Here is a 25046-nt window from a genome sequence, read left to right as displayed (position 1 = left end):
CATGTTTGTTAAAATGGCAAAGGGGAAGAATTATAAAAGTCTCAAAGCTTTTATTTTTTATGCAGTGCACGATAGTTCGTCGGTGTCTCTTTTTTTATTTTTTTAAATGTTTTTGAGAAAAGTAGTGTATTTGGATAACCAACGGAACGAGAAATATCTCCGATTTTTAAATCTGTTGTTGTAAGTAAAACGGCAGCTTTTTCAATTTTAAAATTTAAAATATACTCTTGAGGTGATAGTTTCGTATATTGTTTAAACATTCGATGAAGGTATGAGCGATTAATAGCTAGATGTTCTGCAATTTTTTGTACTGAAAGATCTTCTTGATAATGAGATTGGATATAAGCGAGTGCTTCTTCAACATACATTTTAGATGTAATTTTTATCTCATCCACTTGTCTTGGAAATTCTTCTAATAAGACATAAAGAAATTGATAAAGCGTCGAGATAATTTTTAAATTTTTATTAGAATTAAGCTTTGTTGCCTCAATAATATCATGAATAGCAGGATAGAGCTGACTATTTTTTTGAAGTGTGAATGTAGGTTTTTCTTTTGTTAAAGTTGAATGTCTTAAATAATCATTTACTTTTGTACCCGTGAATCCAACCCAAATGTATTCCCAAGGTTCATCTTGATCAGCTTCGTAATAAATTAATTCGTCAGGATAAATTAAAAATCCATCTCCAGCTTTTAATAGATATTCCTGATTATTGACACGATAAATCCCTTTACCGCTTAAGATGATATGAATTAAATAGCCACTTCTAACTGCAGGTCCATAAGAATGTCCACTTTTACAAATATCATAACCACACGTATAAAGATTTAATTCGATACTATCGTAGATGTTACGGTATGAAAAGTTAAAAAGCATAGTTTTCCTCCCAATGAGCTCCTAATCAGGTAGTCACAATTGATATAGTATGTGTCTACATTATTTCATATCAATATATCATAAAAAGGTTTACAATTAAACCGTAAATTGAAAGCGAATTACTTTTAAAGGAGAAAAGTGATAATGATTAAGATAGATAATAACAAACTGTTATTTCATTTACAAGGTAAAGAGACAAGCTATGTGATGCAAGTCTTAGATGGAGGATATTTAGCTCATTTGTATTATGGAAAACGTGTGAACGAATATAATGGAAGCAATAAAATTATTTATATGGATCGTGGGTTTGCACCTAACCCAACTTCTGAAGATCGAACATTTTCATTAGATACGATTCCACAAGAGTACCAAGCTTTTGGAAATGGTGATTTCAGAATCCCTGCATACCAAGTGAAGTTAGAAAATGGATCCCGTATTACAGATTTACGCTATGTTGGGCACAACGTGTATCAAGGAAAAAAAGGATTAGAAGGATTACCAGCCACATACATAAATGAAGATCATGAGTGTGAAACATTAGAAATTTACTTAGAAGATCAATTAATTGGTTTAAAAGTAACGTTAAATTATAGCTTGTTTACAGAGTTAGATGTCATTACTCGCTCAGTAAAATTTTCAAATGAAGGACAAGAAAATCTACAATTATTAAGAGCATTAAGTATGAGTGTTGATTTTAGAGAGTCTGATTTTGAAATGATTACTCTTTATGGAGCACATAATAATGAGAAAAACTTTGAGCGTCGCCCGATTGTATCAGGTATTCAAATGGTTGATAGTGCACGTGGAGCAAGTAGTCCTCACCAAGCACCGTTTGTCGCTTTAATTCGAAAAGAGACAAATGAAGATTGCGGTGAAGTTTATGCATTTAATTTAGTTTATAGTGGAAACTTTACAGCACAGGTTCAAGTTGATCAATATAAAAACACTCGCGTTTCAATGGGAATTAATCCATTTGATTTTTCATGGTTGTTAAATCCAAATGATTCATTCCAAACACCTGAAGTTGTCATGGTTTATAGTGACAAAGGATTAGGTGGAATGTCGAGAAAGTATCATCAGCTTTATTTAAACAACTTATGTCGTGGCGAGTTTAAATATAAAACACGTCCGATTTTAATTAATAACTGGGAAGCGACTTACTTTGATTTTGATGAAGATAAAATCTTAGAAATTGCTGAAGAAGGTCAAAAATTAGGAATGGAACTTTTCGTTTTAGATGATGGATGGTTCGGAAAACGCGATGATGATAATACATCATTAGGTGATTGGATTGTGGATAAGCGAAAGTTACCGAATGGATTAGAAGCTTTAGCTCAAAAGATTGTAGATATGGGAATCGAATTTGGGCTATGGTTTGAGCCAGAAATGGTTTCAGTAGATAGTGATTTATATCGTGCACATCCAGATTGGTGCATTCATGTGCCAAATCGCCCATATACATTTGGACGCAATCAGTTAGTACTTGATTTATCTCGACAAGATGTATGTGATTATATTGTTGATTCAGTTTCTAAAATTTTAGAAGCTGCACCGATTACGTATGTAAAATGGGATATGAATCGCCATATTACTGATACTGGGTCTGCCTTATTACCTGCAAACCAACAAGAAGAAACTAGTCATCGTTATATGTTAGGGTTATATGATGTGATGGAACGATTAACAACAAAGTTCCCAAATATTTTATTTGAAAGTTGCTCAAGTGGTGGGGGGCGCTTTGATCCAGGAATGTTATATTACATGCCTCAAACTTGGACAAGTGATAATACAGATGCCATCTGTCGTACGAAAATTCAGTATGGAACAAGTTTAGTTTATCCGCCAGTCACAATGGGATGTCACGTTTCAACGGTACCAAATCATCAAGTAGGACGAATGACACCACTTGAAACACGTGGGAATGTCGCAATGGCAGGTAATTTTGGATATGAACTTGATTTAACTAAATTAACAGACGAAGAAAAAGAAATTGTTAAAGCTCAAATTGAAGAGTACAAGCAAATTCGTGAACTTGTTCAATTTGGTGACTTATATCGTATTTTCAATCCGTTTGAAGGAAATGAATCAGCATGGAATATTGTCTCAAAAGACCAAGAAGAGATGGTTGCCACATACGTGAAAGTTTTATCTTTACCAGGTGCTCCACTTCGTACGATTAAATTCAAAGGATTAAATCCAGAGTTTAAATATATGAATCTTGAGACTGAAGAAGTATTTGGTGGAGATGAATTGATGAATGTCGGTTTAACTATTCCACGAGTGAAACAAGACTTCCATAGTATGAAATGGAAATTTAAGAGAGTGAAATAGAAATTAGTAACGTTTGAAAGAGGGAGATTATATGAATAAACAAGAAAGATATTTAAAAATTTCAAGCGATATTGTTGAATGTGTAGGTGGGAAAGAAAATATTCAAGGAGTGGCACATTGTGCCACACGCCTTCGAATCGTACTAGATGATGATACAAAGCTAAACAAAGAAAAACTTGAAGAAATTGAATTAGCTAAAGGTGCTTTCATGGCAGGTGATCAGCTACAAATTATTTTTGGAGCAGGATTAGTTAATGAAGTTTATGATGTATTCTCAAAATCAATTGGAATGGAGAATATGTCTTTATCAGATGTTAAGACGAAATCAGCTGAAAAACAAAATCCACTTCAAAAGGCGATTAAATCAATTTCTGACGTCTTTATCGTTATTATGCCAGCGATTTTAGCAGCTGCAATTTTACTTGGATTATCTGGTTTATTAAGCCAAGCAGGAATTTTTGGAGAACAATCAGTTGTTGAAATGTATCCATGGTTAGCAGGGATTAATAAATTCATTAGCTTAGTTTCATCAAGTGTGTTTGATATTCTTCCATTACTAGTTATTTATTCTGCCACAAAACGATATGGCGGACGTCCCGTTTTAGGGCTAGTTCTTGGATATATCATGTTAAATCCTAAATTAACAGATGCTTATTCGGCAGCACAAGGAACAGCAACACCTGAAACAATCCAGTTATTAGGATTAAATGTTGAATTAGTTGGATTCCAAGGTGGGGTTATCATTGCGATTATGATGGGAGCAGTTGTTGCTTACTTAGATAAGTTCTTTGAGAAAAAAGTTCCAAATAGCATTAAATTATTAATCTCACCAATGTTAACAGTATTTGTTTCAGCATTCTTATTATTTACAGTTGTCGGACCGATTGGTCGTGGATTAGCTGATATCATTACGGCATCATTATTATGGGTCACAACAAATTTAGGAATTTTCGGTTATATGATTTTTGCTGGATTCCATCAAATTATCGTTATTACTGGATTACACCATGTGTTTGGAGCGATTGAATCTCAATTATTATCTGCAACGGGAACAAACTTCTTAAATCCAATCTTCTCCGTTGCTGTAGCAGCTCAAGGTGGAGCAGTTCTTGGATTCTTAGGGCTACATTGGAAAAATATTAAGACGCGTGAGTTATGTATTCCAGCTTTCACATCAACTTTATTCGGAATTTCTGAACCAGCTGTGTTCGGGGTCACATTAAGAAATAAATTCCCACTTGTTTGTGGATGTATTGCATCTGCTTTAGCAGGAGGATATATTTATATCAGTAAATTAGTTTCAATCGGGTTTGGAACAACAGCTGTTCCAGGGTTCGCTATTGTCGATCCATCAAATAATGGATACGTGAATTATATTATTGCTCACTTAATTGCAATTGGTGGGGGAATCATCCTTACGATGGTTTATGGTAAACTAAAAATTAATTAAAGTGGATAAGTATAAAAAAAGAGCGAATTGTTCGAGGCCACTGAAAAAGTCCTCTATCTGAAAACATCTAACATTTCAATAGAAGTGTTGGATGTTTTTTTGATTTACGGTAAAATTAAACTAACGTCAAACTTTGTCGAGGGGTGCTTATGCTAGTTAAACAAAATGCTTTACCACTTAGCGCATACGCAGGATTATATGATATGGTGGTTCCAAAAGATAATTTATTAAGACGAATGAATGAAGTGGTTGATTTTTCATTTATTTACGATGAGTTAAAAGAAAAATATTGTGTGGATAATGGTCGAAATGCAATTGATCCCATTCGCTTATTTAAATATCTATTATTAAAAGTCATTTATGAACTATCTGATGTAGATGTTGTGGAGCGTTCGCGTTACGATCTGTCATTTAAGTATTTTTTAGGAATGGCACCAGAAGAAGATGTTATTCATCCCAGTTCATTAACGAAGTTTAGAAAGTTACGTTTAAAGGATGTTGAACTATTAGATTTATTAATGAAGAAATCGGTAGAGATTGCGATTGAACATGACTTAATTAAAAGTAAAGCTATTATTGTGGATTCCACCCATACTCAAAGCCGTTACCATCAAAAATCACCTAAGGAGTACTTAGTTGAGTTATCTAAAAAGCTTCGTCGTCAGGTTTATGAAGTTGATGAAACAATGAAAGAATTAATGCCCGATAAAAATCCTAATAATAATTTAGAAGAAGAATTAAATGATGCTCAAAGTGTCGTTGAAGTTATTGAAAGAAATGAAGTTGTCTCAAATATGCCTGCTGTTAAATCAACACTTAATTTATTAAAAGAAGTCATCGAGGATGATTTAGAACATATCCAATCCATGTACGATAAAGATGCACGCGTGGGACACAAGACAGCGGATAGTCATTATTTTGGATATAAAACACATATTGCCATGACAAAGGAACGAATCATGGTGGGGGCTATTGTGACAACAGGGGAAAAACATGATGAAAAACAACTACAAGAATTAGTAGAAAAATCAAGAACTGCAGGGATGAAAGTTGAAACAATTATCGGTGATGCAGCCTATTCAGAAAAAGATAATTTAAAGTTTACATCGAAAGAAAAGATACAGTTAGTTTCACGTTTAAGTAAAACAGTCACACATGGCAATCGAAAAAATGCAGAAAAGTTTGAGTTCAACAAAGATGCAAAGATGTATGTTTGTTCTGCAGGTCACATGAGCATTAAAAAGACAAGTACACGACCTAAAAAACATGAAGAAGATGGTGAAGGAACTGTTGAGTCTTATTGGTTTGATGTAGAGAAGTGTCAGGTTTGTCCATTAAGAGATGGGTGTTACAAAGAGGGTGCGAAAACAAAGTCATATTCGGTTTCTATCAAATCCAACACACATCAAGCACAAGCTGAATTTCAAGAGACGGACGCTTTTAAAGAAGAAGCAAAGTATCGCTATATGATTGAAGCGAAAAATAGTGAGTTAAAGTGTAGACATGGTTACGATCGAGCGACGTCATCAGGTCTTTTTGGTATGCAGTTGCAAGCAGCCACCACATTATTTGGAGTAAATTTAAAAAGAATTCTAAAATTAATCCATGAAAAAGCGTAAGGATTTGGCTCTTAAGTAATAACACATAAAAAAAGTTAGAAAATATAGGAATTTAAATCCTGATTTTCTAACTTTTTTATTTTGGATTACCTGAGTACTAAAAATCAGAATAGATTTTCAGTGGCCTCGAATTGTTCGCTCTTTTTTTACATATAAGGATGATCAGTTTTTGGCATATCGATCAAAATGAAATGTGAAGTATGTGTCGCTTCAATGTGAAGATGGTCCTCTATAATTTCTAAAGCATCCTTTTCTTTAAGGGCAATTTCATTCGCAAGTGAAAATCCTTCAATTTGCATAAGATAGGCTTGTCTTCCAGTGGCAACGTTAATATCAGCCGTATTTCCTTCGTCTAAAAGAATTGTGTAGATATTAACATCTTGATTAATCGTAATTGGGGCATCGTGTTGCATATCTGAAACCATATGAAGCCACTGATTATGACGTGCTTCCCATTCAAAATGGTATTCACCGTATGTGGGTTGATGTCCTTTTTTATTGGGAGTAATCCAAATTTGAAGAAGGCGTAATGGAATATCACTATGATTTGCTTCACTGTGAGTTATACCAGTTCCAGCACTTACATATTTCATTTGTCCACGTTTTAAACTACTGATATTACCCATGTGATCTTTATGTGTCAGTTCACCATCAATAACATAAGTTAGAACTTCAAGATCAGTATGAGCAATAGAATCAAATCCTGTATTAGGTGCAATCACTGCATCATTTAAAACTTGAAGAACACCGAAATTAATATTCGTTTCATTCACATCAGTTGTTGAAAGATAGTCATCTTTTTCTAACCAGTTGTAAACAGCGCCACCTAGATATCGATGATCGAGTTTTCTAAGCATATCATCCACTCCATCTCTTAAAAAAATTCAGGCGTTCACCTATTAATAGTATTGTTAAGTGAAAACGAACTATACTACATAATAACTGTACATTCGACAACACAATTATCGTTTGAAGAGATTTTTTAAGATTATTCTAAGATTCGTTAGTTATAATCTAAAAAATTGATAAGTTAAGAGATTAAAGGAGAAAAGTATGAAAAGAAAGTTAAAAAGGAAGTTTTACTTTAGTTTTTTTATCATTAGCATGACTCTTTTATTAAGTGGTTTTAAAGTCTATCAACAACAGCTACAAATTGTCAAAAATAATTCGATAGCATTTGAATCACAAAAGGAAAAATCAGTTGATATATTAGAACAACCACTTATCGTGATTGATCCTGGTCATGGAGGCATTGATTCGGGTAGTGAGAATGAAGGAATTTTAGAGAAGGATATTAACTTAGAAATCTCTTTAAAATTAAAACAGGCGCTTTTAGATAAAGGCTATCGTGTTTTAATGACGAGAAGTGATGACACAGCACTTGAATTAAGAGAACGTTCAGATTTTGCTAACGAGGCAGAGGCTGATTTATTTATTAGTCTTCATCAAAACTGTTACAGTCAGGATACAAGTGTAAGTGGAATAGAAGTTTATTACAATGATGATAAAACAACGAATGATGAACGATTTGCACAACTCATCCAACAGGCGCTTGTTGACTCCACAGGGGCAAGAGATCGTGGAATTAGAGAACAGGATAGTTTAGTTGTTACGCGTGAAACAACGATGCCTGCTGTATTAGTTGAAACGGCGTTTATTTCTAATCCTCAGGAACTTTCATTGATTACATCATCAAGTTATCAAAATGAAGTGATTGACGGAATAATTAGTGGTATCGAACAGTTTTTAAATCAATGAGTAAAAGTCAGAATGTTAACTTTAACATTCTGACTTTTTTTATTAGATAGGAATGATTGTTTAAAAAATAAAATTTTATTCAATAATAAGGTAATTAAATGAATAAAGGAGTGATTTGGGATGAATCGAACGAGAAGTTTTTTGGTAGTTATGAGTGGATTATTTATTTTTATTGGGGTGATCACGATGTTATCAGCCGAAGCAAAGGAAGCTAATTTAGAAAAGATAGTTCCGGCTTTTTATCAACAAGTTTCTTTAGTTGAAAATCCTGATAGTTTAAGTGTTTTAGTTAATAAAAATTATAGCTTGCCTGAAGACTATGAACCTGAAGATCTCGTATTTTTAGATGTTCCTCTGTATAATAATGATGTTAATAATGAAGGAAACTATTTGAGAAAAGAAGCAGCGGATGCTTTAAAAGAATTATTTATAGCTGCTAAGGAAGAAGGATATGATTTAATAGCTAGAAGTGGCTATCGTTCTTATGAGACACAAGTTTCTCTGTATAATAGATATGTTCAACAAGATGGCGTGGAGGCAGCCGATCAATATAGTGCAAGACCTGGACATAGCGAACATCAGACAGGATTAACCATTGATATTACGTCTGAATCTGTTCATGAAGGATTGACAGAAGCTTTTGGAGAAACTGAAGAAGGAGAATGGGTGGCACAAAATGCTCATCGCTTCGGATACATTATTAGATATCCACAGAATCGAGTTTCAGAAACTGGCTATCAGTATGAACCTTGGCATCTTCGATATGTAGGAGTAAAAATAGCAACTGAAATTTATGAAGATCAATTAATTTTAGAAGATTACGTATTAAATGTCATGGGTCGAACAAGTTTTATTTGGGAATAGATGAAAGATAAAAGATCATCGTTAATCTTTCTATCGTTGTGTTATGGATTTACAATAAATGATCAAATAAAATGATGAAATTATTGGTAAAATATACAATTTAAAAATGGATATAGTATAATAGCGTTAATACTTATTCTTATCTAGCTTGAGGGGACATCATGTGATTGAGGTTAGATAGAAGAGGTTAATTATAATGAGTAAGGAGCGAGAAAAAATGAAATTTTCTGAGTTTAACTATGAACGACCAAATTTTAATCAATATAAAGAACAAATGACCTTATTAATTGAGGCATTAAAAAATGCAAAGAGCGCCCAAGAGCAACTAGACGTTGTAAAAGAAATTAATCAATTACGTAACCATATTGAAACGATGGCAACCATTGCTTCAATTCGTCACAGTATTGATACGCGAGACGAGTTTTATGATGCAGAGCAAACGTACTGGGATGAATACAGCCCCTTATACGAAGAAGTCAATTCGTTATTTTATGAAGCTGTTGTGTCATCAGCTTATCGAGATGCATTAGAAGAGAAATTAAGTGCACAATTCTTTACGATTATTGATTATCGTTTAAAGGCGTTTTCTTCTGAAATTGTAAGTGATTTACAAGAGGAAAATAAGCTATCAAGTCAGTATACTAAACTATTAGCATCAGCTAAAATTTTATTTGACGGTGAAGAACGTACCCTTTCTGGAATGGGAAAATATTTATTAAGTGAAGATCGTCAAGTCCGTGAAGCAGCGTCACAAGCTAAATACGCTTTTTTTGAAATGCATGAAGATGAGATTGATAACATTTATGATCAACTCGTTAAAGTTCGTACACGAATTGCCAAAAAATTAGGATTTAATAATTTTGTGGAACTGGGTTATGTTCGTATGACACGTAGTGATTATAATCCACAGATGGTAGAAAACTTCCGTCAACAAGTGCTAGAATATATTGTTCCAGTAGCAAGCTCACTATATCATCGTCAAGCTTCTCGTTTAGGTTATGAAACACTTCGATATTTTGATGAAAAATTTGAATTTAAAACAGGAAATGCAACGCCTAAAGGTGAACCGGAATGGATTTTAGAAAATGGGGTTAAGATGTATCATGAGTTATCCCCACAAACAAAAGAATTTTTTGACTTCATGGTGGACAATGAATTATTAGATTTAGTTAATAAATCAGGTAAAGCAGGTGGAGGATATTGTACTTATATCCCAGAATATAAAGCACCATTTATCTTCTCTAATTTTAATGGAACATCTGGTGATATTGATGTGTTAACACATGAAGCGGGGCATGCTTTTCAAGTTTATTCTTCACGCTGGATTGAAACACCTGAATTAAACTTTCCAACGTATGAAAGTTGTGAGATTCATTCGATGAGCATGGAATTTTTTACTTGGCCATGGATGAATTTATTCTTTAAGGAAGATACTGAAAAATATAAATTTGAACATTTAGGATCAGCCATTAAGTTTATTCCTTATGGAATTGTTGTTGATGCTTTCCAACACTTTGTTTATTATCATCCTGAGGCAACACCAGCCGAGCGTAAAGCAGCATGGCGTTCACTTGAAAAACAATACTTACCACATAAAAACTATGAAGGATGTGACTTCTTAGATCGTGGAAGTTGGTGGTTCCAACAAGCCCATATTTTCAATAGTCCATTTTATTATATAGACTACACATTAGCACAAATCTGTGCATTACAGTTCTGGAAACGAATGCATGATGATAAAGAGGCAGCGTGGAACGATTATGTTCGTTTATGTGAGATAGGAGGAACAAAATCATTCTTAGGATTAGTTGAGTACGCAAACTTAAAATCTCCATTTGAAGATGGATGTGTAAGCTCAATCATTTCAGATATTAAAGCATGGTTAGATCAAGTGGAGGATCAAAAATTATAAGTAATGAAGGAATATTTACTCTGTTTATGTATATAAATTCGTTGTAACACACACTGAATTGAATAAAAAGCGGGTGCCTTAGGCATCCGCTTTTAATATGATTTGAATTAAGTTAGGACGATTAAACAATCGTTGAGGAATAATACTGTTACCAAGACCACGACTTATAATCATGGTTGTTTTATTTTTTGTATGAATACCTTCTGTAAACGTTGGGAAAAGACCTTGATCAGGCGCCACTATTCCATTGATAAAAGGCAATCTAAACTGTCCCCCATGAGCGTGTCCAGATAAAACAAGATCAATTTCTTTTTCAACATAATGCTCGAATGTTTCGGGACGATGAGATAACAGAAGTTTGAATGAGTTTGGATCGCTTTCTTTTAAGGAGACTTGAAGATTGTTATCCACAGAATCACCAAAGTTAGGATCATCAATTCCTATGATTTCGATTTGTTGCTTCCCAATCTCAATGATTTTATGTTCATTACGTAAAATATGAACGCCTAATTCGGCCAATTGTTTTTCTAATGCGACATAATCAGATCGCCACGATTCATGATTTCCAGTAACAAAATAAACAGGATAATCAGTCAGTTGTTCAATTAAGTTAAAACTAGCTTCAATAGTAGAAGAGGCATCAAATAGATCTCCCGTAATTGCGATAAGATCTGGTTTGAATGTATGAATCTTTTTTAGTAAGTAGCTCTGATTTTTTCCAAAAGATTGTCCGTGTAAATCAGAAAGATGAACAATTTTAAAGTCATCAAAATTTTGAGGAAGATTGGATGATTGAACAACATATTGATCCATACTAATCCAGTGATTTTGACTATATAAAAAAATACTTAATGCAGTTATAAAAAATAGTGAAACAAGAAAAACCTTTGCTGTTTTCATCTAAAATCCCCCTTTTTTCATTTATTATATAGGAATTTGCGATGTAAGTTTATACAAATTAAGTATTTTCTTAGCAACTAATCCGTAGTATCATAAAGAGGTTATAGAAATCAATGCTTTTGGGGATTGGTTGAATGATAAATAGGAGGGTTAATCGTGGATTTTATTGAAATTTTAAAAGTCATTTTCTTGGGAATCGTTGAGGGGATTACTGAGTGGCTACCTGTAAGTAGTACAGGACATATGATTTTAGTGGATGAATTTATTAAATTAAATATGACTCCTGAATTTATGAAGATGTTCTTTGTCGTAATTCAACTTGGAGCCATTATGGCAGTCGTTTGTTTATTTTGGGATAAGTTATTTCCATTCGAATTTAAAGGTGGATTTAAAATTAAAGAAGATACAATGAGCTTATGGTTTAAAATTGTTGTGGCTTGCTTACCTGCCGCTGTTATTGGATTATTATTTGATGATTGGTTAGATGAACATTTTTATAATTATCAAACGGTTGCGTTAATGTTAATTGTTTACGGAATTTTATTTATTATTGTTGAAAACTATAATAAAGGGCGCCGTCCAGTTATTAATGATTTAACACAAATTACGTATAAATTTGCATTCACGGTCGGTGTGTTTCAATTACTAGCTTTAATTCCTGGAACTTCTCGTTCAGGAGCAACAATTATTGGAGCTATTTTAATTGGAGCTTCACGTTATGTTGCATCAGAGTTTACGTTCTTCTTAGCTATTCCTGTGATGTTAGGTGCAAGTTTATTAAAAATGGTGAAGTTCGGATTTGATTTCACAGCAGCAGAAGCGATCACGCTTGGAACAGGAACATTAGTCGCGTTTTTTGTTTCAATCTTAGCTATTAAGTTCTTAATGGGATATATTAAAAAACATGATTTTAAAGTATTCGGTTGGTATCGAATTGTGTTAGGAATCCTTGTCATGGCATATTTTATGTTCTTTGCAGGATAAATTAAAAATAAAATATTATTTAAAAAATGAAAATAAAAAACCCTCTAATGAAAAGCATAGAGGGTTTTTTATATGGAAGCTAAAGGATAGTTCCACCTGGACGTAATATTAGTATATGTTAGTAAGATACGATTTATACAAGAATAATATAAAACGAGTGATGACTTACTCGTAGCAATCATAAAATTTAGGCGACTTAAAAGAAAAACACATTAAATAAGTCAATAAAACCAAACTAATAACAACAATGAAGTTAGGAAGGATGGTTTGATGGCAACACATAATATGTATGTACAAATCGTTTTCGATGAAAAAACGAAAAAATTTAACTGCTATACCGATTTAGGTGATGTAGTGACGACATTAAATGATGGTGATGTTTTTACTCTTAGCCAACAGGATACGACTAATATCTTAGGAACGATTAAATATTCATTAGAAGATTATGCCCCTTATGGTTATTATTTTGTTTCTGATGATAATCAATATACAGTTGAACTAGGCGATGGAATGTATGGCTTTATCAAGCGTCATCGTGAAGATGAAAATGAGTAAGTAAAAGATCTCACTAATTTAGGAGGGCACTGAAAAACAACTCACAAAAAAAGGAAAACACTGAAGCCTGAAGGATTTCAGTGTTTTTTTATCATTTGTGATATAATGACTTGACTAATGACATTTTTGGAGGCTCATCATGATTAAAGACTTTGAACAATTATCCTTAAATCTTTCTCAAGGACATCCCTTATACGATAAAATCGTTCCAAAAAATCATCCCTTACGTTTAATCGAGGAACAGATTGATTTTTCATTTGTCACACCGTTACTAAGTGATCGTTATTCCATTGATTATGGACGTCCTGCCTATTCTCCTGAAGTCATGTTTAAGTTATTATTCCTTAAAATGCTTTACAATCTGTCGGATGAGCGTGTCATTCAAGAGGCTCAAGTCAATATGGCTTATAAATACTTTTTGAATTTAGACCCCGAAGATCCACTCATGCATCCGTCTTCCTTAACTAAGTTCAGAAAACTGAGATTAAATCAGGAGGACATCTTAGAGGATTTATTAGGTGAAGTGATTAACCAAGCGATTCAAAAGAACTTAATTCCATCAAAGACACTGATCCTGGATGCCACACATACACGAAGTCAGTATCAAGTTAAAACTCCCATTGAGAATTTAAGAGAGGTTTCTAAAAATATCCGAAAACAACTTTATCGTTACGTTCCTGAGGTGAAGGATCATGTTCCTCCAAAGCTTCATTCCACTGCTTCACTTGAAGAAGAGGTCATTTATACTCAAGAATTAATAGAGTTTTCTCATCGCTATCAAGATAAAAATAGACAGATTCAAGAAGCGAGAGAAAAAGCGTTAGATATCCTAAAAAATGGAACCTACCAAGCCATTCTTTCTGTCTCAGATCCAGAAGCTAAAATGAGTTATAAATCTAAAACTGAGGCGTTTGCCGGATATAAGACACATCTAGCCATCACGGAGGAGCGTCTCATGACAGCGATTGAAGTGACCACGGGTGAAGTCAGTGATGGAAAGTATTTGAAAACATTGGTTGAAAAATCAAAAAAGAACGGGATAGAAGTGAAAGAAGTCTTAGCGGATGCCGCCTATTCAAGTAAAGAGAACTTAGGGTACATGGAGCAAGAAAATATAACGGCTGTAACGCCGTTAAATCCAATTGTCTTAAATGGTGGAAAACGAGAAGTTGAAGGATTTGAATATAATAAAGATGCGGGACAAATGAGATGTCCAGCTGGACATTTAAGTGTCAGAAAAGCCCGTACGGGAAAGAAAAATCAAAAAAAGAATCAGAGTTTAACCTATTACTTTGAGATAGAAAAATGTAAGCATTGTCCTTTAAGAGATGGATGTTATCGACCAGGGGCTAAGTCGAAAACCTATTCTATGACCCTTAAATCGGACATTCATCAAAAAGCTATCGACTATCAGAAGACAAATGAATTTAAAGAGAAGAAAAAACAACGTTATAAAATTGAGGCCAAAAATGCCGAGTTAAAACAGTCTCACGGATTTCAAACATGTAAATTCGCGAGACTTTTCGGCATGAAAATCCAGGCCTATTTAACAGCTTTTGTCGTTAATACGAAGAGAATAGTGAGGTTAGTGACAGAAAAACAAGCTATCTTTCAGATAAGTTTATTGGATCTCATACAAAAAATGGATATGATAGAGAATAAGGAAAAAGGAGCCTATTATTTTATAAATAATAAGCTCCTTTTTCAGTGGCCTCCTAATTTAGTGGGATCTTTTTATCTAGTTATTTAAATGAGGTGTAGACAAATAAATAAAAAAATTAAAAATATATTGAAAAACTGTTGACTATCTGGTGTAAATGTAGTATTATAGTTTGTATACATTACTGTTTATAAATTTTAAAGATCATGATTTCACATGTTATTAGAGATTATATACAAGCTAAATGTAATCTGTAATAATACGTGAAATTTTTTTTTACCTTCATTACAGAAATACAACATATCAGGAGGTAGTTATGATGACTACAGGTACAGTTAAATGGTTTAATTCAGAAAAAGGTTTCGGATTCATCACGGAAGACGGAGGAAACGATGTGTTCGCTCACTTCTCAGCAATCGCTGGAGATGGATTTAAATCGTTAGAAGAAGGACAAAAAGTTTCTTTTAACATCGTTGAAGGCGCTCGTGGAGCACAAGCGAGTAACATCGTGACATTATAATTTTTTTGAAATTAAAGAGAAGGGATTCCCCTTCTTTTTTTTATTTAGTTTTAAGATAATCAGATATTTTAAGTTAATCTTTTCTTCGTAAATTTATCCACAAGTGTATCTTTAAAAATAAAACAGCTCTGTAACAGTGCTGTTTTTAATTAGATTAAGCATGTAATTTTTGAGTGACTAATTGGTGAATAGCTTCTTTTAATTCAGGAGTTATTTCAATGTTATCTAATTGAGTTTGTAGTTCTCCTTCCTCATCATCAAAATAATTCATTTCATTATAAGTTTCAGCTACTTCACGAATTTTAATTAAATCTTCATTAAATTCAGTCGCTAATGTTTTTAACTCTTGATCTAAAGTCTTGATTTCTTCAATGCTCTTAAATGATAAAACCATATCAATTGGCATAATTCCAGCACTTTTTGTTTTATCAGGATATTTAATAGTCACGCTAATTTCTTCTAAATGACTCTCTGACATAAATTCATATAGTTCTGTAAAGTTTTTAAATTTTTTGTGTTTAGTCTTAATTTCCATAAGTTAAACATCCTTTCTTGACGTAGTGAATCATTAATTATAAGATGATATATTTTAATTTAAAAAATAATTTTCGCTCATTAATCGAGTACTTAGTTAATAAAATGCCAAGTTACAAAAAAGAGCGATGTATCATCTTTAAGATTTAATTTGTTTTCACTTCTTATTTAGTATTATCTTTTGATTAGTAATAGATGAAATTAATTTTTTAATACCATGATGGATTTGATTTTCAACCAGTGGGAATGAAACAGATAAAAACCACGTACTTTTTTGTACGTGGTTATAATTTTTAAGAAATGAAAATAGATGATTCAAATTTTATTTTATTCTTCTTCTTCAGGCATTTCTACGTTATGGTAAACTTGTTGAACATCGCTGAAGATTAGAGAAATTCTAGTTTCTACCTGCTAATAATAATATGATAATACCAATTGATTTAATTAATCATAGTAATAATTACTGCATATGATATACACTTCATTTTCTAATTGTATATCATAATCTTAGATATTGCAATAGTCTAACTAAATTATATGTCTATCATAAAGCTAAGATTGAGCCTCACTTGTTGATGTTGTAGTCGATATTGTTGAGAACAATAAGGAATCCTAAATCGCTCATGGACATCACCCATAGTGATACCTAACACACTGTACTAAATTTAGCTATACATCAGATGTATAGCCAACTAGGAGTCACTAGGATTATCTATTCATCAACTGTTGAATTATCCTAGTCTATCCCGCTACTCAATTTTGGGGTATGAGATTTTACTCTTATTTTGTGTTTCATCTTGCAACTACACTGATTTATCTTGGAACAAAAAAATGGGGTCTTATAGTCTGTATAGACCCCAAAAAAATGTTCCATCAGTTGCTATGCAAATCTTCTATCTCTGCGACTTCTGTGAGTTACTGAATTAGGTACAGTTTCATCAGTATAGTCAACATCAACATTCTCATCTTCTTCATCATAGATTTCTTCTTTGTTGATGACTACATAGTATGATAGTCGCTTCTTCTTACCATCTATCCACTTCAAATTACTATCAAGTTTAACTTCATAAGGTAACTCTAATAGCATCAAATGGTCATTAATAGTTTCAATAGATTTAGCTTGTGTTCTACCTTTATTCTTACCCTTCTTATCGACTCTAGTGAACCAAATGTTCAAGATATTTGCAATCTGTTTCAATCCTTCCTTACCTTGAAATCTAGTTTCATCCTCTTTGCATTGAGCAACTAGAGTGTCTAATCGCTTAACCAATGCCTGATTACTTTCCTTACCTTTCCCTTCTGATTCATACCAATCATTGTGATGTGATAAATAGTATAGGCAATCAATATTGTGTCTTACTCGACCTCTTGCTTGTGTGATGGTATATTCACATGAGGTACAAACTACCACATGGACTGTCCTTTGCTCACTATCTTTTCCATTCTCAATGTTGATACCACTTTCATATGCACCATTCAATAGAATGACTTGCTCATCAAATTCACCAGTAGTGAGTAATTTCTCTCTTGCATAAAGTTGATAGTCTGTCATTCGCTTCATTGCTAAATTTGCCTCTTGTTCTTCATCACCTGAGCGCATAAGGTTATAGCGATTTGACCATAATGCTAATGTTGAGTATCCTTTCTTTTGACATACTTCTTCGAGGTTTCTCAATTCCTTAATTGTTGTAGCAAAGATGAACATCTTGTCTTGTGGTTTTAACTCAATATTCTCTATTGCAGTTAGAGTATCCCACATACCAATAGTATGAGTAGTAGTGTAGGCTTTGATCTTGTGAAAATCAGTAGCGGGAATGACTTGATGAATTTTATATCTTTCATCAATTTCATCAAGATATTCTTCTAATGGTTTAGGTGTAGCACTTAGACAGATTAGAGTTGTATAGTCTACCATAAAAGGTAGGCATTCGATAATATCTTGGTACTCTCCTTTTTCTTCATCTTTATCATAGCGGTCTGAGTAAAGGAACAATTGATGTATTTCATCGAGGAAGATGTAGTCATAATCTCTTGCTAGGTATTCGCCTTGTTGAAATAGTAAGACAGCGAGCTTGGCATAGGTGATGACTTCAATATTTTTAGTGGATTCCACTCGCTTGTTGGTCTTATTCTCATAAGCATGGATGACTGATTCTTTTAGTGCAGATGTATCTGTAACATATAGGCATCTAGCAAGATTAGCTTCTTTCCCTAATCTGCGACCTTCTAGCTCATGTTGTTCTCGCTTCTTGGTGATGAAGTCTAAACAGTGGAAGGTCTTGCCACTTCCACAAGGTAGAGTCACTATGTTGTAGCGACCTTTTTGATATTGAATGTTGTTTTGAATGAAATAGTCATTGTAGTATAGTTTTTCCATATTGTATCATTTCCTTTCTATATTATATAGGAGGAGGGGGAAATCCCCTCTATCTTTTTAGTTTTCTGTTATGAATTTTCAAGAACCTTGCTTGTTCTTCTTTGAAGCGTGACTCCCACTCTTCATCTTCTTCATCCCAATCAATCAATTTATCAACTGATTTTAGTTCTGGAGTAGTGGGTTGATGGGATTGGATTGGATTTGATGGTTTCTTTTTAACTTTGATGTAGACTACTATTGGCTTGATATGATACTCTTCTAAATATTGTTCAAAGATTACTTCTTCGCCAACTTCACCATTATTCATAGGATAAATACTGAACATACCTTCATCATCATTAAGGTATGCTTGATATAATCTTCTTTTTTTATAGAGTCCATCTAAGTGTTCCTGTACTTTTTCTTGCATTTCTTTTACACTAAGATTATCCCAACCACCATAAACTAATTTCTTATAATATGGTTTCGACTTTTTGAATGTTGGATTGAGATTGTAGCGATAACCAAAATATCCATCAAATCTATCTTTAGCTCTACCTTGTGGCATTTCTGTCGGATTGTTGTAATCAATCTTTCTTTTGCCTAAAGTTCTCAGTGGTTTTACAACATTATTAACTATTTGAAGTAAATCAAGTACATTAACTCCTACTGTTTCATACAGTGAAATCAATGAATCACTAAGCTCAACCTCATGTACAAGTGAATAAACATATCTTGCTACCTTCTCAAGTTCTTCGCTATATGGAGCTAACCCCTCAACTTCATGCAACTCATCCCAACATTTCCAATCTATTCTAAATGATAGGTCATGTGGTAATTCTAATACTTTAGCTTTGAGTTTATCATCATCTTCAATAATTTGTTTTTTATTTACTAACTTTAGATGTGAAAACTCTTTTTGTGCTAATGTTATCATGATAGTTTCAAGTTGCTCCATTTTGTGAAAGTAAGTAGCTTTTTCATCTTCACTCATTGCTTCAATCTGTTCAATGGTATAATCAGTAAACATACCAATGCAATAGACTTCTGCACCTTCATGAGCAATCATCTCAAATGTAGACTTACCTGCTTTAACTGTCTTATCCTTAGTCAAGGTACAGTGTTCATAGATTCTATCTGATAATTTGCGATAAGTTATGCCAACATATATTGACTTATCAGAGATTATCATATACAATGAAGGAAAGTCATATTGTTCATAGTGAATAGTTGGAGTTTCACAATGAATTAATGATTGCCTTTCTTTCTTGTTGAAGACAGTACAGCCTAGCACCTTAGACATTACAGTGTTAGGATTATTAAGGAAGCTAGAAGTTTGGATTTCTCCATCCATTCCCGCTACAACATTTGTTTGTGTATCTTGTAGCACTAGAGATGGATTCTTCTGTTTAGTTTCAATGATGTCCTTGATAATAAGGTCATGTTCAAGAGTGAATGTATCACCTTGTTTGTTTTCAAGTGTAACCTTATATCTACACATCTTATCTTTATTAACAGAAGCGGGATTCCAAATGATACCTTGACTGCTTCTCTCTAAAGTAGAGGTATCAATAGTAGCTTCAAGCACCTTGAAACCTAGGTACTTATAGTTACCTTCCTCTAGCCATGTTAATTCTTGTTGCATTTGCTCTGACAATAGATTCATAATAGATCATTCCTTTCGAGGAGTGACCTACTACTATTATCAGATTGATTAAATTATTAATAGAACATCAAGCATATTGTTGCTATTGTGTCATTCATGTAGGCACACTCCTTTGGTTTAGTTTGTTTACTCGGTTTAAATTCATTGTATAAACCCCTTTCAAATTAATTAGTTATTCCACTTCAAAATATTGTGGCTAATGTAATAGTGCAAAAAGAGGTAGCAAAAAAGACCTTACCCTTTAATGACAAAAAAGGTTAAAGTTCCTGCTACATTTATTTTTACATCTATCCCAACTTAGAGGATAGCTCTTTTATTGTAACATAATCATTTCCAGGAATCAATACTTTTTTAAATTTATTTGAAATATTTTCATTATTTTGTTAATTCTTCAATTTTCTTTTCTAGCAGTTCGATTTGATATGATTTAAGGTCATAAATCATACTGCATAACAACATCATTAGACTAAATACAATAGCTACTCCAATAGATTCCATACAATCACTTCCTTTCTGCCACTTCTAATAGTGGTTTTTATTTTGTTTTCAATACTAGCATATTTAGAGTTCAATACTAGATAAAACAGTATAAGATTTCCTACTCAAATAGGAAGATTTCAATTGGTTTCCACAATGTCAATTATGACAACTAGCGGGAGGGATAGAATAAGTGTCTACCACATCCTAACAATTTAAATTAATGGTCTAACACTTCAATTTGTAGGTAGTACCTTCTTAGAAGAAATAGCTAATACCAATCTTCTCGAATCCTAACTATCCCTAACAATTTGATTGGTTAATTTGTTATGACTATTACCTATTGCAATACTACCTCATAGCCTTGATAGTATGATGTTTTAGTTTCTTTGTTCCATCGAATAAAATCATAGGTGTCCACCATTTAGTATAGGAACAAAATTGTACTGTTCAATGTGACATATCCACTAGGTCTAATTGGTTCACTATTTCAATTAATATAGTTGAATTTATGTCGGTATCTACCCTACATTAATTGTTAAAAATATCCTAAGATTCTCACCGACTTAATATCAACAATAGCACATAAATGTTAAAGCAATAAGCTACCACAATCGATAGCTTACTTCATCTTGATAATCTTAACTTGCCATGTGTCTTCTCGATACTCAATCTCTACATATTGATCTAGTCGCTTCTTGTCTCTTTCTTTCATTCGATTATCCGAATAAGGTTTTCCCCAAAGTTGGGTTGTTAGATATTTGAATGATGGGAACACTCGCCCTACATTCTTTGCTAAGAAGTCTAATTGCTCTTGTTCAACTTTTCTCTTTAAATGATTTGCCATTTCTATTGATTCTCCTTTGCTCTCATGTATTCTTCTTTTGCACCAATCTCAGTGTCTACAATGATGTTGCAGTCTTCTTTAGTAATCAATTCATGATGATATGCTAGAAGCACACTATCCCACACTTTAACTATCTCTTTATCAATGAATGTTGTATCAATACCTTGTTGCTCTAGGTGTGCTTTGAACTTATAGCTCAACTCAATAGCATTCTGCCAAATACCCATGTAGGTACACTTGGCTTCATAGTTGACTAAATCAATCTCCTCTTTGGTTTCACCTAATTCCTTGATTGGTGCATATTGAATTAATGTGTATTCGCTAGTTTGATATGGTTTTGACTTTAACTTGAATTTGTTCATTATATCAGTCCTTTCTTCTGTATTTTTAAATGGCACATAAATGCTAAAAAAATATCGCATCTACCTATCAATAACTCATCAAGAGTGTTATTCATTGAGATAGCAACATCTATATATGCATCATTTGTTGTGTGTCCTTTATCCAATTGTCTGACCATCATTTAGTACATCTCGACCAATAGCGACACCTGCAACACTATCATAAGATGTATGCTTATCCCATACAGTTTCCCAATCTAATTCATTAGCATCTTTAGTAATAACAATAGGTATCACTATAGCCACCAGTTACTAAGCTCCCTTTTAAAAAGGTACTTCACCAGTAAGTTGCAATAAAATCTAATGACTTTGCAATACTGATTTCATATTTAATTACCAATAAATGCTATGATGATTCCAACAATGTCATTTGATTTATAATAGAGCCTATTGTAATTGCAATAACCCTCACTACTGCAATATGTATGTAGATTGCAATAGCAATTTGAAGTTAGTAACTTTAGCAAAAAAAATAAGCTACCATGTAGGTAACTTAATCTAATTGAGTAGGTAATTTTATTTAATTAATTGCAGAATACACAAGGGTATAGTGGTGGCAGGTAGGCTTTTGCTTTGCACCTTGCTTGTGCTTTGCACTTTGCATAGTTGCTTATGCAATAGCATATGCTACCCATATTCGAAATGTGACACTTTCCAAAAACTTTTTTAAAATTATCTACATCAATAGTAGCGAAGTTCTCAAAGACAGCGCTAAAATACCCACCAAATCGCCCATTTAAGAGCCTTTACCACTTACCCTCACAATTACATTACCTAGACATTCTAAGAGCAAATAGGTGGGTTTCTGTAAGGGATTTCACTATCCTATGGCATGATATCTAACAGTGACTAATAATGACTAATTGCATTGAGTTTAAGCTATTTTACCTCAATGATATAGGGGATAAATTGAGTTGTATCAATCTACTAGACTAATTGTACTAGCATCAATTCTATGGTCAGAATCATGGGAGAAATCGCCAATCTGAGAGGTTTAGTTGCTTCCCCTAACAATTGCACTACCCCATAGCTAAAGGCTCTCAGATGCTAGTTCTGTGGGGAATTCTAGGGTATTTAGGCATAAGAAAAGACACTCAATCAAGAGTGCCTAACATTCCACTATATAAATAAGTTACATATCCTTGTGTATCTATGAAGTAGTATCCATTTACATTATGATGTTCAATTCTTCCCGCTACCACTATATCTTCATCATCACAATAAAGATTAAATTTAGTCCCACTTGTAAGGGGATAAATAACATTATCCTCACAACATTCAAATCTCAATGTAGCGGGATTATATCTAAGAGTTAGCATTACTTACTCCCTCCTCTAATATTCATCAATGGACTTGTTGTACTAGCTAACTCAATAATGCTATCATCTTGAATTGATTGTAAGTATCTCTTGGTGATTGAAATATCTTCATGACCTAGTAATCGACTAAGTGAATACACATCAAGTCCACCTCTAAGCATGGCTTGTGCATAATAGTGTCTAATGGTATGAGGTGAACATCTGATACTATCTCTTACTTTAGCCAGTTGTCCACAGTTTCTAACAACTCGCTCAACTGCTTCAACTGTTAGCCTATTACCAGTTTGACTCAATAGGTAGCAGTCATCTGTAATAAGTTTGTCTTGTACATAAAGTGAGCGAACTCTATCATATCTGATAATTAACTTCTTGAGCATTGGTGAGATAGGTACAACTCTCTCTTTGTTTCCTTTACCATGAATGTGGATAACTCTATCTCTAACATCTAAGGTATTGATATTACATAATTCTAAATTTCTAATTCCAGTGTCGACCAATAATCCGATAATCAATTTATTTCTAATATCCATGAAGGTGTGACCTTGATAAGCATTGAGCATGGATTGTATCTCACTATCATTGAATGTATTGATGATACACTTAGGCTCTTTGATCCAACTCACCTTGTCACATGGATTTGTAGTGATATATTCTTCTTCAAGACAATAGTTGAAGAATGCTCTGATGCACTTGAGAATACCATTGCAGTAAATAGGTTGCCTACCTAGTGTTAATAGTTGATTGATGTAGGATTTAATGTGTTTAGAATTAACTTGTTGTAGCCTTGTGACTTTGTGAGTAGACAAGTAAGAAATAAATCTTTTGTTGTTGTTTCTGTAACCTTTAATAGTTCTTGGCGAGTAGTTTTTGGTCTGTAAATGAAATTCAAATTCTAGCATAACATCTTCCAACAACATAAAAAAAACACCTCCTAGTTAATAGGAAGTGTATATCATAAAGTAACATTATGGTTTTTACTTTGTACACCATAAAGTTAAAGGATTTTCATCTAGTAGCTATTACTATTAATGTTATAAATCATTGATATTATGAGGTTTATTCTTCTTCTTCAGGCATTTCTACGTTATGGTAAACTTGTTGAACATCATCTAAGTCTTCTAAAACGTCAATTAATTTTTGGAATTTTTCCATCGCTTCTTCAGATAATTCTACTGTTGAAGTTGGTAACATTGTTAATTCAGAAGCTTCAAATTCTGTGATTCCCATTTCGTTTAATGCTGTTTGAACGGCATGGAATTGATCTTGATCAGCATATACTGTAATTTCCCCATCTTCTTCTTCAACATCACGAACTTCAACATCTGCTTCTATTAATCCTTCTAAGATTTCATCAGCAGAGTTTCCATTGAATCCAAATAATGCTGTTGGTTCGAACATGAACGCTACGGCACCACTTACACCGATTTTCCCACCATTTTTATTGAATGCTGCACGCACTTCAGCAACTGTACGATTTACGTTATCTGTTAATGTATCAACGATAACTGCTGCTCCATTTGGTCCATATCCTTCATAACGAATGAAGTCATAGTTTTCTTCAGAACCACCTTTTGCTTTGTTAATGGCGCGATCAATGATTTCTCGATTCACCCCTGCAACTTTCGCACGGTCAATAACAGATGCTAAGTTACGGTTTAGAGCTGGATCTGGATCACCATTTTTAGCAGCCATGTAGATTTCTTTACCAAAACGAGCTAAAACTTTTGAACGAGCAGCATCTTTTGCAGCTTTTCCGTATTTAATATTATTCCACTTACGACCCATTGGGTATCACTCCTAAAATAAATTTTAGTTAAATAACAACTGTCAGAATACTAACTACACATTTATTTATTATACTCCTCTGTCTCCTATATTTTCAAGTTTTATCCGTTTACGACTTTTTCATGTTTAAAAAATATAAAAAAATGCATAAATTAATATAATTAGACTTAGGAATATGATATGCTAATCGTAATCTAAGAAACGAAGAGAGTTTTCTATTAATTGTTACTGTA

The 25046-nt window shown here is 33.3% G+C and carries 22 protein-coding genes; 10 read left to right on the top strand and 12 right to left on the bottom strand.

All coding sequences use genetic code 11. The features are described from left to right. Window positions 1-50: 50 nt before the first annotated feature. Window positions 51-875: an AraC family transcriptional regulator gene (locus tag JRC48_RS09790; RefSeq protein ID WP_235069380.1), complete on the bottom strand. Its 825-nt coding sequence runs from the start codon at window positions 873-875 to the stop codon at window positions 51-53. Window positions 876-1019: 144 nt separating this feature from the next. Between JRC48_RS09790 and JRC48_RS09785 the strand changes: the two genes are divergently transcribed. The 3 genes from JRC48_RS09785 (at window position 1020) to JRC48_RS09775 (ending at window position 6275) form a co-directional block, all read left to right on the top strand. Beyond that, window positions 1020-3206: an alpha-galactosidase gene (locus JRC48_RS09785; protein WP_235069379.1), complete on the top strand. Its 2187-nt coding sequence runs from the start codon at window positions 1020-1022 to the stop codon at window positions 3204-3206. Window positions 3207-3237: 31 nt separating this feature from the next. After that, window positions 3238-4656 carry a PTS transporter subunit EIIC gene (locus JRC48_RS09780; protein ID WP_235069378.1) on the top strand — a complete coding sequence of 473 codons (1419 nt, stop codon included), beginning with the start codon at window positions 3238-3240 and terminating at the stop codon, window positions 4654-4656. A 149-nt stretch (window positions 4657-4805) separates the two neighbouring features. Then, a complete protein-coding gene (locus tag JRC48_RS09775; protein WP_235069377.1) occupies window positions 4806-6275 on the top strand; it encodes an IS1182 family transposase in 1470 nt (489 codons plus the stop codon). Between the two features lie 146 nt (window positions 6276-6421). Here JRC48_RS09775 and JRC48_RS09770 read toward each other — a convergent pair whose 3' ends face one another. Then, entirely contained in the window at window positions 6422-7132 is a 711-nt protein-coding gene (locus JRC48_RS09770) for a pirin family protein (protein WP_235069376.1), read from the bottom strand. Window positions 7133-7328: 196 nt separating this feature from the next. Between JRC48_RS09770 and JRC48_RS09765 the strand changes: the two genes are divergently transcribed. The 3 genes from JRC48_RS09765 to JRC48_RS09755 all read left to right on the top strand — a co-directional run bounded on the left by JRC48_RS09765 (window position 7329) and on the right by JRC48_RS09755 (window position 10809). Beyond that, on the top strand, window positions 7329-8033 hold the full coding sequence (locus JRC48_RS09765) for an N-acetylmuramoyl-L-alanine amidase (RefSeq protein ID WP_235069375.1): 705 nt from the start codon (window positions 7329-7331) through the stop codon (window positions 8031-8033). Between the two features lie 120 nt (window positions 8034-8153). Further along, window positions 8154-8897 carry a D-alanyl-D-alanine carboxypeptidase family protein gene (locus JRC48_RS09760; protein ID WP_235069374.1) on the top strand — a complete coding sequence of 248 codons (744 nt, stop codon included), beginning with the start codon at window positions 8154-8156 and terminating at the stop codon, window positions 8895-8897. 217 nt (window positions 8898-9114) lie between these two features. After that, window positions 9115-10809, top strand: coding sequence for a M3 family oligoendopeptidase (locus tag JRC48_RS09755; protein WP_235069373.1), 1695 nt, complete (start codon window positions 9115-9117; stop codon window positions 10807-10809). A 78-nt stretch (window positions 10810-10887) separates the two neighbouring features. Here JRC48_RS09755 and JRC48_RS09750 read toward each other — a convergent pair whose 3' ends face one another. Beyond that, a complete protein-coding gene (locus JRC48_RS09750) occupies window positions 10888-11709 on the bottom strand; it encodes a metallophosphoesterase (protein ID WP_235069372.1) in 822 nt (273 codons plus the stop codon). A 156-nt stretch (window positions 11710-11865) separates the two neighbouring features. Between JRC48_RS09750 and JRC48_RS09745 the strand changes: the two genes are divergently transcribed. From JRC48_RS09745 to JRC48_RS09730, 4 genes are all read left to right on the top strand, one after another. Beyond that, the gene (locus JRC48_RS09745) at window positions 11866-12693 is read left to right on the top strand and encodes an undecaprenyl-diphosphate phosphatase (RefSeq protein ID WP_235069371.1); all 828 of its coding nucleotides are present in this window, start codon (window positions 11866-11868) and stop codon (window positions 12691-12693) included. Between the two features lie 270 nt (window positions 12694-12963). Next, entirely contained in the window at window positions 12964-13248 is a 285-nt protein-coding gene (locus tag JRC48_RS09740) for a hypothetical protein (protein WP_235069370.1), read from the top strand. A 139-nt stretch (window positions 13249-13387) separates the two neighbouring features. Beyond that, entirely contained in the window at window positions 13388-14998 is a 1611-nt protein-coding gene (locus JRC48_RS09735; RefSeq protein ID WP_235069369.1) for an IS1182 family transposase, read from the top strand. 229 nt (window positions 14999-15227) lie between these two features. Further along, complete coding sequence (locus JRC48_RS09730) at window positions 15228-15428, top strand: cold-shock protein (RefSeq protein ID WP_235069368.1); 201 nt, start codon at window positions 15228-15230, stop codon at window positions 15426-15428. 154 nt (window positions 15429-15582) lie between these two features. Here JRC48_RS09730 and JRC48_RS09725 read toward each other — a convergent pair whose 3' ends face one another. The 9 genes from JRC48_RS09725 to JRC48_RS09685 all read right to left on the bottom strand — a co-directional run bounded on the left by JRC48_RS09725 (window position 15583) and on the right by JRC48_RS09685 (window position 24813). Further along, window positions 15583-15963 (bottom strand): hypothetical protein, encoded by a 381-nt coding sequence (locus tag JRC48_RS09725; protein ID WP_235069367.1) that lies wholly within the window; start codon window positions 15961-15963, stop codon window positions 15583-15585. An 879-nt stretch (window positions 15964-16842) separates the two neighbouring features. Further along, window positions 16843-18339, bottom strand: a complete 1497-nt coding sequence (locus JRC48_RS09720) for a DEAD/DEAH box helicase family protein (protein ID WP_235069366.1) — start codon at window positions 18337-18339, stop codon at window positions 16843-16845. A gap of 49 nt (window positions 18340-18388) precedes the next feature. Then, entirely contained in the window at window positions 18389-19984 is a 1596-nt protein-coding gene (locus JRC48_RS09715; RefSeq protein WP_235069365.1) for a hypothetical protein, read from the bottom strand. A 1099-nt stretch (window positions 19985-21083) separates the two neighbouring features. Beyond that, window positions 21084-21308 carry a hypothetical protein gene (locus tag JRC48_RS09710; protein ID WP_235069364.1) on the bottom strand — a complete coding sequence of 75 codons (225 nt, stop codon included), beginning with the start codon at window positions 21306-21308 and terminating at the stop codon, window positions 21084-21086. A gap of 2 nt (window positions 21309-21310) precedes the next feature. After that, entirely contained in the window at window positions 21311-21670 is a 360-nt protein-coding gene (locus JRC48_RS09705; RefSeq protein WP_235069363.1) for a hypothetical protein, read from the bottom strand. Window positions 21671-21808: 138 nt separating this feature from the next. After that, window positions 21809-21955, bottom strand: a complete 147-nt coding sequence (locus JRC48_RS09700) for a hypothetical protein (protein WP_235069362.1) — start codon at window positions 21953-21955, stop codon at window positions 21809-21811. 848 nt (window positions 21956-22803) lie between these two features. Continuing rightward, on the bottom strand, window positions 22804-23028 hold the full coding sequence (locus tag JRC48_RS09695) for a DUF5348 domain-containing protein (RefSeq protein ID WP_235069361.1): 225 nt from the start codon (window positions 23026-23028) through the stop codon (window positions 22804-22806). Then, window positions 23028-23945, bottom strand: a complete 918-nt coding sequence (locus tag JRC48_RS09690; RefSeq protein ID WP_235069360.1) for a tyrosine-type recombinase/integrase — start codon at window positions 23943-23945, stop codon at window positions 23028-23030. Before JRC48_RS09690 ends, JRC48_RS09695 begins: the two co-directional genes overlap by 1 nt. 139 nt (window positions 23946-24084) lie before the next feature. Further along, entirely contained in the window at window positions 24085-24813 is a 729-nt protein-coding gene (locus JRC48_RS09685; RefSeq protein WP_235069359.1) for a YebC/PmpR family DNA-binding transcriptional regulator, read from the bottom strand. Window positions 24814-25046: the final 233 nt, after the last annotated feature.

Origin of the sequence: Turicibacter sp. TJ11 (genome assembly GCF_021497505.1) — a bacterium.
In the GTDB taxonomy this organism is placed as follows: Bacteria; Bacillota_I; Bacilli_A; order MOL361; family Turicibacteraceae; genus Turicibacter.
Note: the sequence above shows the minus strand (reverse complement) of the source record. Positions and strands in the feature narration are given on the sequence as shown.

Coding starts and splice junctions, on each gene's coding strand:
- JRC48_RS09790 (WP_235069380.1), bottom strand. CDS start 875: ATGCTTTTTAACTTTTCATACCGTAACATCTACGATAGTATCGAATTA.
- JRC48_RS09785 (WP_235069379.1), top strand. CDS start 1,020: ATGATTAAGATAGATAATAACAAACTGTTATTTCATTTACAAGGTAAA.
- JRC48_RS09780 (WP_235069378.1), top strand. CDS start 3,238: ATGAATAAACAAGAAAGATATTTAAAAATTTCAAGCGATATTGTTGAA.
- JRC48_RS09775 (WP_235069377.1), top strand. CDS start 4,806: ATGCTAGTTAAACAAAATGCTTTACCACTTAGCGCATACGCAGGATTA.
- JRC48_RS09770 (WP_235069376.1), bottom strand. CDS start 7,132: ATGCTTAGAAAACTCGATCATCGATATCTAGGTGGCGCTGTTTACAAC.
- JRC48_RS09765 (WP_235069375.1), top strand. CDS start 7,329: ATGAAAAGAAAGTTAAAAAGGAAGTTTTACTTTAGTTTTTTTATCATT.
- JRC48_RS09760 (WP_235069374.1), top strand. CDS start 8,154: ATGAATCGAACGAGAAGTTTTTTGGTAGTTATGAGTGGATTATTTATT.
- JRC48_RS09755 (WP_235069373.1), top strand. CDS start 9,115: ATGAAATTTTCTGAGTTTAACTATGAACGACCAAATTTTAATCAATAT.
- JRC48_RS09750 (WP_235069372.1), bottom strand. CDS start 11,709: ATGAAAACAGCAAAGGTTTTTCTTGTTTCACTATTTTTTATAACTGCA.
- JRC48_RS09740 (WP_235069370.1), top strand. CDS start 12,964: ATGGCAACACATAATATGTATGTACAAATCGTTTTCGATGAAAAAACG.
- JRC48_RS09735 (WP_235069369.1), top strand. CDS start 13,388: ATGATTAAAGACTTTGAACAATTATCCTTAAATCTTTCTCAAGGACAT.
- JRC48_RS09730 (WP_235069368.1), top strand. CDS start 15,228: ATGACTACAGGTACAGTTAAATGGTTTAATTCAGAAAAAGGTTTCGGA.
- JRC48_RS09725 (WP_235069367.1), bottom strand. CDS start 15,963: ATGGAAATTAAGACTAAACACAAAAAATTTAAAAACTTTACAGAACTA.
- JRC48_RS09720 (WP_235069366.1), bottom strand. CDS start 18,339: ATGGAAAAACTATACTACAATGACTATTTCATTCAAAACAACATTCAA.
- JRC48_RS09715 (WP_235069365.1), bottom strand. CDS start 19,984: ATGAATCTATTGTCAGAGCAAATGCAACAAGAATTAACATGGCTAGAG.
- JRC48_RS09710 (WP_235069364.1), bottom strand. CDS start 21,308: ATGGCAAATCATTTAAAGAGAAAAGTTGAACAAGAGCAATTAGACTTC.
- JRC48_RS09705 (WP_235069363.1), bottom strand. CDS start 21,670: ATGAACAAATTCAAGTTAAAGTCAAAACCATATCAAACTAGCGAATAC.
- JRC48_RS09695 (WP_235069361.1), bottom strand. CDS start 23,028: ATGCTAACTCTTAGATATAATCCCGCTACATTGAGATTTGAATGTTGT.
- JRC48_RS09690 (WP_235069360.1), bottom strand. CDS start 23,945: ATGTTGTTGGAAGATGTTATGCTAGAATTTGAATTTCATTTACAGACC.
- JRC48_RS09685 (WP_235069359.1), bottom strand. CDS start 24,813: ATGGGTCGTAAGTGGAATAATATTAAATACGGAAAAGCTGCAAAAGAT.